Source organism: Streptomyces blattellae, assembly GCF_009709555.1.
Classification (GTDB): Bacteria; Actinomycetota; Actinomycetes; order Streptomycetales; family Streptomycetaceae; genus Streptomyces; species Streptomyces blattellae.
Genome location: NZ_WJBG01000202.1, coordinates 1 through 7430, shown reverse-complemented (window position 1 = coordinate 7430; position 7430 = coordinate 1). Strand labels below are relative to the sequence as shown.

The 7430-nt window shown below is 68.4% G+C and carries 9 protein-coding genes and 2 pseudogenes; 6 read left to right on the top strand and 5 right to left on the bottom strand.

Annotation, left to right across the window (positions count from 1 at the left end):
• Positions 1-244: 244 nt before the first annotated feature.
• The 3 genes from GFH49_RS27415 to GFH49_RS27405 all read left to right on the top strand — a co-directional run bounded on the left by GFH49_RS27415 (position 245) and on the right by GFH49_RS27405 (position 3133).
• Positions 245-1471 (top strand): IS110 family RNA-guided transposase, encoded by a 1227-nt coding sequence (locus tag GFH49_RS27415; protein WP_155053965.1) that lies wholly within the window; start codon positions 245-247, stop codon positions 1469-1471.
• Between the two features lie 298 nt (positions 1472-1769).
• The gene (locus tag GFH49_RS27410) at positions 1770-2255 is read left to right on the top strand and encodes a hypothetical protein (RefSeq protein ID WP_155058738.1); all 486 of its coding nucleotides are present in this window, start codon (positions 1770-1772) and stop codon (positions 2253-2255) included.
• Between the two features lie 176 nt (positions 2256-2431).
• On the top strand, positions 2432-3133 hold the full coding sequence (locus GFH49_RS27405; protein WP_230396522.1) for a Crp/Fnr family transcriptional regulator: 702 nt from the start codon (positions 2432-2434) through the stop codon (positions 3131-3133).
• Positions 3134-3246: 113 nt separating this feature from the next.
• Here GFH49_RS27405 and GFH49_RS27400 read toward each other — a convergent pair whose 3' ends face one another.
• From GFH49_RS27400 to GFH49_RS27380, 5 genes and pseudogenes are all read right to left on the bottom strand, one after another.
• Positions 3247-3669: a spore germination protein GerW family protein gene (locus GFH49_RS27400; protein ID WP_155058736.1), complete on the bottom strand. Its 423-nt coding sequence runs from the start codon at positions 3667-3669 to the stop codon at positions 3247-3249.
• Positions 3666-4067 (bottom strand): class I SAM-dependent methyltransferase, encoded by a 402-nt coding sequence (locus tag GFH49_RS27395; protein ID WP_328288294.1) that lies wholly within the window; start codon positions 4065-4067, stop codon positions 3666-3668. Before GFH49_RS27395 ends, GFH49_RS27400 begins: the two co-directional genes overlap by 4 nt.
• Before the next feature lie 103 nt (positions 4068-4170).
• Positions 4171-5378: pseudogene (locus GFH49_RS27390) on the bottom strand (IS3 family transposase); the annotation flags it as partial.
• 57 nt (positions 5379-5435) lie between these two features.
• Positions 5436-5654, bottom strand: coding sequence for an NUDIX domain-containing protein (locus GFH49_RS27385; RefSeq protein ID WP_230396523.1), 219 nt, complete (start codon positions 5652-5654; stop codon positions 5436-5438).
• Between the two features lie 171 nt (positions 5655-5825).
• Positions 5826-5996, bottom strand: a pseudogene (locus GFH49_RS27380) (tyrosine-type recombinase/integrase); the annotation flags it as partial.
• Between the two features lie 273 nt (positions 5997-6269).
• Here GFH49_RS27380 and GFH49_RS27375 point away from each other — a divergent pair.
• The 3 genes from GFH49_RS27375 to GFH49_RS41620 are packed head-to-tail and all read left to right on the top strand — an operon-like array spanning position 6270 to position 7355.
• A complete protein-coding gene (locus GFH49_RS27375; RefSeq protein WP_155058734.1) occupies positions 6270-6848 on the top strand; it encodes a winged helix-turn-helix domain-containing protein in 579 nt (192 codons plus the stop codon).
• Positions 6845-7036, top strand: coding sequence for a hypothetical protein (locus tag GFH49_RS27370; protein WP_155058733.1), 192 nt, complete (start codon positions 6845-6847; stop codon positions 7034-7036). The genes GFH49_RS27375 and GFH49_RS27370 overlap by 4 nt, the downstream gene beginning before the upstream one ends.
• Positions 7037-7091: 55 nt before the next feature.
• Positions 7092-7355 (top strand): putative leader peptide, encoded by a 264-nt coding sequence (locus GFH49_RS41620; RefSeq protein ID WP_408055959.1) that lies wholly within the window; start codon positions 7092-7094, stop codon positions 7353-7355.
• The last annotated feature ends 75 nt before the right edge of the window (positions 7356-7430 follow it).

Genomic DNA, 7430 nt, shown 5'->3' with positions numbered 1-7430 from the left:
GCCTAATGGGAGCTGCCGGGTCGGAGAGACTCGGTGCCGTAGCCGCCAGCAGGTGAGCACTTATGTCGCCGGAACCACTGTGAGTTCTGTGGTCAGACCGTGCCCCTGCTGGTTGGCCGGAAGGCCATGACCGCTGATGGGGTGGCGTGCCCGCCGAGCTGAGCGTGAGCACTGGATCCATTAGGCCGCGTGCCGTGTCTTCCGCGGGCTGCATGACCGGGAAGTACCTGACCTGGAGGATGAGTTGCTGCTGATCGGCGACGACTGGGCCGAGGACCACCACGATGTCGAAGTCCAGGACACCACCGGCCGCCGCCTCGCGACCGCAAGGTTGCCCGAGGGCGCGGACGGTATCACCAAGCTCCACGAGCTTGTGGCGAAGCATGCGGGTGAGGACCTCGTCCCCTGCGACGTGATCGTCGGGATCGAGACGGACCGCGGCACCTGGGTGCAGGCCCTGCTTGCGGCCGGCTACCGGGTCTACGCGATCAACCCTCGGCAGGTCGCCCGGTTCAAGGAGCGGTACAGCACCTCCGGCGCCAAGAGCGACAGAGGCGACGCCCACGCGCTGGCCGACATGGTCCGCATCGACCGCGACCAGCTGCGGCCCATCGCCGGCGACAGCGACCAGGCCCAGGCCGTCAAGGTCGTCGCCCGCGCCCACCAGACCCTGATCTGGGAACGCACCCGCACCTTCCAACGACTGCGCAACACGCTGCGCGAGTACTTCCCCGCAGCCCTGAACGCCTACGCGAGCCTGGAGCTGACCAGCACCGACGCGCTGGAACTGCTCATCAAGGCGCCCACCCCCCAGGCGGCGGCCAGGCTCACCCGCATCCAGATCACCGCCATCTTGGCCCGCGCCCGACGCCACAACCGGGACCAGAAGGCCGGGGCCATCCAGGCCGCCTTGCGCGAGAAGCACCTGGAACTGCCCGAGCCGGTGGCCGCCGCCTACGGGGCCACCACGACCGCCCATGCTCGTCTCCTGATCGCCCTCAACGAACAGATAGCCGCGATGGAAGAGCAGGTGAAGGCGCATTTTCTCGCGCACCCGGACGCTGAGATCTACCTCTCCATGCCCGGCATCGGAGAGATCACCGGCGCCCGGGTGCTCGCCGAGTTCGGGGACGATCCCACCCGTTACAGCTCCGCCAAGGCCCGCAAGAACTACGCCGGAACCAGCCCCGTTACCCGGGCCTCCGGCAAGAGCCACACCGTCCAGGCCCGCTACGTGCGCAACAACCGGCTCGCCGACGCGCTTCAGCGCCAGGCGTTCTCCGCCCTGCGGGCCTCACCCGGCGCCCGCCGGTACTACGACAAGCAGCGAGCCCGCGAGGCCGGCTACAACTCTGCCCTCCGCCAGGTCGGCAACAGGCTCGTCGGCATCCTCCACGGATGCCTCAAGACCCGCACCCTCTACGACGAAGCAACCGCCTGGTCGCACCACGCACAACCCCATACCGCTTGACACCAAACGACATGGGGTGTCTGACCACCCCGTGAATGGACACGCCCCAGGGTCTCCTTGATCTCAGACTCGACGGCGCTTCGGCTACGGCCCGCCATGGCGACCGCTCCTCTCAACCAAGCGGAACAGGTGCCTCCATATCCACGCTAGAGAGCGCCGGTGCTCCCTGCCACCGTGCTCACGCCTCGCCCTGGCTACCGACGCGTAGGTAAGCGTGGTCACATACCTGCCCATGCCATGCGATCTAGCGTCGGCACCAAAAGCGACAGAGGAAAACCCACGGGATGGGATGATCACCATGGTCACCGCAGCACACGTATCCCCCAAGACCGCCGCGATCCCGGTCCACGCCGTCTGGGGCGCCGCGGCCGGACTGGTCGGCGGCATCGGCTTCGGCATCTGGATGTCGGTCTCCCGGCCGGTCATGGACACCGCGATGATCACTATGGTGGCGGGGCTGCTCGGCTCGACCAACGCCGTCGTCGGCTGGCTGGTCCACCTCGCGATCGCCCTGTTCGCCGGCACCACCTTCGGCGTTGTGCTCGGCCACCTCGCGCAGCGCCTCGCGCCCGCCGTTGTCCTCGGCCTGGTCTACGGCGCGGTGTGGTGGTTCCTCGGCGCCCTGTGGATCATGCCGGCCAACCTGGGCATGCCCGTCTTCGAATGGAACGACGTCACCGCCTCCAGTCTCGGCGGCCACCTCGTCTTCGGCCTCCTGGCCGGACTCACCTTCTCCTCCATCGCCCAACTGGCAGCCAGGCGGCACGACCGGACAGCGGCATGACACCGATACCACCAGCGTCAACACCTGGTCCCGGCTCACCGCTCCGGGGCGCTGAACCTCCCCTCGGTGCCCCGGACGACTACTGTCTGGCCAGCAGCGCGGGCGCGCTGGCCAGCCCGGCGTGGGGAGCCGCTCCCCCGCCGTGGGCACCGGGACGACGCGAGGAACCACACCATATGAACCACACCGGTGACGCCGTCGAGAAGACCTGGTGCATCTCCGAGGTCGACATCTTCCGCGACCTGAGCGCAGCGGAGATGGACGCCATCGCCACCGCGGCCCCAATGAAGACCTACAGCGCCGGCGAGCTGCTCTATTCGCCCTCCCAGCCCTCCGAGGTGCTGTTCATCCTCAAGAAGGGCCGGGTGCGGATCTTCCGCGTCTCCGCCGACGGGCGCGCCCTGACCTGCGCGATCATCAGCCCCGGCACCATCTTCGGCGAGATGGTCCTGCTCGGGCAGCGGATGTACGACAACTTCGCCGAAGCCCTCGACGACGTCACCGTCTGCGTCATGAGCCGCGTCGACGTCCACCGCTTCCTGCTGTCCGACGCCCGGATCTCCGCACGCATCACCGAGATCCTCGGCCGACGCCTGACCGACCTCGAACAGCGCCTGTCCGACAGCGTCTTCAAGTCCGTACCGCAGCGCATCGCCACCACCCTGCTCACACTCGCGGCCGAGACCCGGCCCCGGGTGCTCGGCGCCCGCAGCCCGCAGATCGCGCTCACCCATCAGCAGATCGCCGCTCTGGCCGGCACCTCCCGCGAAACCACCACCAAGGTGCTGCGCGACTTCGCCGATCAGCACCTCATCCGCCTCGCCCGGGGCCGCATCACCGTCCTCGCCCCGGATCGCCTGTCCGACCACGCGGGCTGACGTCCTCGACCCGCAGGCACCGCATCCCCGAACCAACCGCCCCTGGTCCGGCATAGCGTTCAGCCGACCGCTGACCATGCGGGCGGGCCTCTTTTTCGGCGGAGGCCAGTCCTTCAGCGAACGCGGCGCTTGGCAAGGCGGCGAGCGAACCGCGGAACGGCTACCCCTGCCAGGAGCGCGGCGAGCGGCACGACGACGTCCACCCAGGGATCCCGGAGCGGCTTGAACGTCGCGGTGCCCTCCTTGATTTCGATGAAACCGACGGGCCTGGCCCCCGCTCCACCGCCGCCTCCCCCTCCCTCGCCGGTCTTGGCCGTGCCGACCTCGCGTCCCGCACCGCCGCCGAATCCGAAGCCGACCTCGGCTACCGGGATGACAGTGACGCCTTCGCTGACCACGGGCTCGCCGTAGACGGCGGTCACCGAGGCCCGGCCGCCGAGCTTGTCGGCCAGTCGTTCCAGCAGGGTGACCGAGGCGTGGGCTGCCGTCATGTCCGCCAGTGGGACGGGCTGTTCGGTGTTGTCCGGGGCGGTCATCGGGTGCCTCCCAGGTCGGGGCATACGGCGGTGCCGAGGATGTGGGTCGCGGCCGGTGAAGGGACGCGGGTGGCGGGGAAGGGGAAACGGTCGATGGCGGTCAGGATGAAGCCGACTGCGGTGATGGCCTTCTGGGTGTCGCGGCCGGTGTGGCAGCCGCCCATCAGGCGTGGCCAGACCGTGGCGTCGAGCACGCGCTGAACTCGGCGCATCGCGGCCGAGTCGGCCTGGACATGTTCGAAGAACCGCAATTCGCCGCCCGGCCGCAGAACCCGGTGCAATTCGGCGATGGCCGCCTGCGGGTCAGCCACGGAGCAGAGAGTCAGGCATACGACCGCCGCGTCGAAGGAGGCGTCGGGGAAGGGCAGTTGCTCGGCTCGACCGTCGTGTATGTCCACGCGTACGGGGGCGGTGCGGGCGGGCCTTCCCCCGCGAAGGTAGACACGCGTTCGGGTGGTTATGCGGCCAGCGTGAGCTTATCGGACTCCTGTTGGTGCTGGTTTCGTAGTCGACGGGGCTGAGGTGTCCGTTGGCGGAGTGCCTGCGGCGGGTGTTGTAGCGGGTGAGCCAGCGGAAGACGGTGCGTCGGCATAGTTCCGCGCCCGGGTAGTGGTGGGCGCCGCGCAGGGTCTCCCGCTTGAGGGTGGCGTGGAAGCTCTCGCAGGCGGCGTTGTCGGCGGAGGTGCCGACCGCGCCCATGGACTGGGTGACGCCCAACTCACCGCACAGATCCGCGAATTCACGCGATGTGTACTGGGCACCGTGATCGGAGTGGAAGACCGCGCCGCTCAGTCCGCCGCGGGTGGCGGCTGCCATCCGCAGGGCGTCGGCGACGAGTTGGGTGCGCATGTGGGCGGCGATGGACCAGCCCACGACCCGGCGGCTGAAGCAGTCCAGGACGGTGGCCAGATAGAGGAACTGGCCGTCCCCTACGGGGAGATACGTGATGTCGCCCATGTACTTCAGGCCAGGCTCGGGCGCGGTGAAGTCCCGCTGGAACAGGTCCGGGACCGGCGTCGCCGACGGCTCGGGGACCGTGGTGCGGACCCGTCTGCGCAGGCGTATGCCCTGGATGGAGAACTTGCGCATCACGCGAGCCACCCGTTTCTCGTTGATCTTCCGGCCGTCGGCTCGGAGCTCGGCGGTGATCCGCGGGGAGCCGTAAGCCCCGTCGCAGTCGGCATGGACGGCACGGATCTGCTCGGCCAGGGCACGGTCGGCGGCCTGCCGCGCGGTCCGCGCGTCGGCCCCGCCCCGCCACTTGTAGTAGCTGGAGCGGTTCACGCCCAGTACCTGGCACAACCGCTTCACGCCGCAGGCGTCCCGGTGGTCGTGGACGAACTGGAAGCGGTTCACCAGTTCGTCTCGCCGGCGAAATACTTGGCTGCCTTGCGCAGGATGTCCCGCTCGGTGGCCAGCTTCCGCTCGCTCGCCTCAAGCTCGGCCACCCGGGCCTCCAGCTGCCGGATCCGCTCGTCCGGGTCGGCGGACGGTGCCGGCTGTCCTGCCCGGGCAGGCGCTGCCCTGCCTGCCCGAGCGGTCGCGGGGTCGACGCCGCGACGGTCCCGGTCCCGCAGCACCCACTCACGCAGCGTCGCCCTGTTGATGCCCAGGTCAGCGGCGATGCTCTTGTAGGTCGCCCCGGGCGTGGACTCGTACAAGGCCACGGCATCGGCCTTGAACTCGTCCGAGTAGTCCTTCATCGCCATCGGCGGTGTTCTCGCTTCCTCCGGATCAAGCAGATCCAGTATCAGCGTGTCCACCACTCAGGGGGAGGGGCCCACATGCGGCGGGTCTGCCTCGATCATGAGACCTACCTCCTCTCGCACTTCGCGACGCAATGCGCCAAGCGGCGTCTCGCCTGGTTCGATCCCTCCGCCGGGAGCCGCCCACACGACTGTCCCCGCCGGGTCTGGGATCGCAAATCGGCACAGGAGGATGCGGTCGTCTTCGTCGAGGATGATCGCGCGAACTGAATGACGCATGCTCACCGATGGCATCCGGAAAGCCTAACCCTCGCTGCCAGAGCGCCTCGTGATCAGCCGCAGTATGCCGAGGAACGGCAACTCATCGTGACGGCTCACGGAACTTGTGCCAGACCCCGCTGAACGCCGCCCTAGCCACTCCCGGGCCAGCTTCGCCTCGGGCGCGGGGAACTACGCCTCGAACTGCTCATCAGACTCAGGTGGCCGGTCGTAAGAACTCAGGAGCCCCTCGATGCGCTGGTTGTTGATGGACTGCCGGTCATACAGGCACTTCGCGTACCGGGACAGCAGGACCTCGACGCTGTTGCCGGCCCGCTGGGCGACCTCAGCCGGGTCCGCCCCCCACATTTCCTATTGATTTACTAGGGAATCGTTGACGAGCCGCCCAGCGGGCGCGCAGGATGATGCACATGTCCCATAAGCAGCAACGACTCGTTTGTCGTCGGCATGTCGACTTTGGTCACGTCGTCAGCGCCGCCTGCTGTCGCGCGTAAGGCACGCGGCTCACGACATTGCGCGTGCGCTCCGCTCTCTCTCCCTCTTCCCAGGTGATCAGGCGCACCCAATCCCTCTGCGCCTGACGGCCCTACTACGTACTTCTGAAGGACGACCGCCATGACCACGGCACTTCCGACCCAGGCCACTCCGTTGGACCCATCGGATTCACCACTCCCCGACATACGCCATCTCCGCCTCGTGGGCGACACCGCGCGGAGCGGCGCCGGGGAACCCGGTTCCGCACCCCTCGTCGGCTACCTCGTACTCGTCCCCGAGGGCACCGATCCCGCCCAGCTCTTCGCCAAGGACGTGACACGGCCGGAGGTCCTGCCTGTCGCCCCTACGGACTCACCCTCCGCGCAGCAGACGGGAGGCGGCGGCGTCCGCATCGATCCCGCGCGCCATGTCGCCGAGGTGGACGGACGCGAACTCGACCTCACCTACCTGGAGTTCGGGCTGCTGGCCCATCTCGTTCTGCACCCCCAACAGGTGCATTCGCGCGAGCAGTTGGTGGCCAACATCTGGGGCTACGACCACATCGGTGACGGCCGCACCGTTGATGTCCACATCGCACGGCTGCGCCGCAAGTTGGGCAGCGCCCACCGGCACCGGATCGTCACCGTACGACGCGTGGGCTACAAGTACGTGCCCGAGCAGCAGGAGAACCCCGACGCCGCAGCCTGCCGCCGACCTTGAGCAATCCTGCCATGGGCGTTGCCGCGCCGTCCGGCCCCGCGCTGCTCCCCCTGTGGATCGCACCGCGGTCCAACGTGCGCGAGATCCTCGAAGGCGTGTCGCTCGCCGACGTCGCATCGGCCGAACTGCCCGTCGGCGTTTCCGCGTTGGCCAATACCCCGGCGCCTGGTAAACCCCTGACACGCTGAGCCAAAGCGCTATGCAGGCCCTCTACATGTCTCAAAAAGCGGGACAGGTACGTCCATGATGCGAACTCCCCCTTGGGGTGGCCGCCACTCTTCTGCCACAATCCCCAGCAATCAGGTAGGAAAACTAGGGATCCGTGTGGGGGGTGGGGGGATGGCCATGGGAATGCTCGACCGCACTGGCCAGTCACTGCCACTGCCCCTTCTGACCTCGCGCCGTCACATCGACCTCGGCCGTACGTCCAGTGCCATCTGTCGGCCCTCTGACTCCACAGAACTGACGCCCCCCGAACCAGCGCTGACTCCCCCGAACCAGCGCTGACTCCCCGACGCCCCGCCTCCGCCTCCGCCGACGTCCCGCCTTCGCCTCCGCCTCCGCCGACGTCCCGCCTCCGCC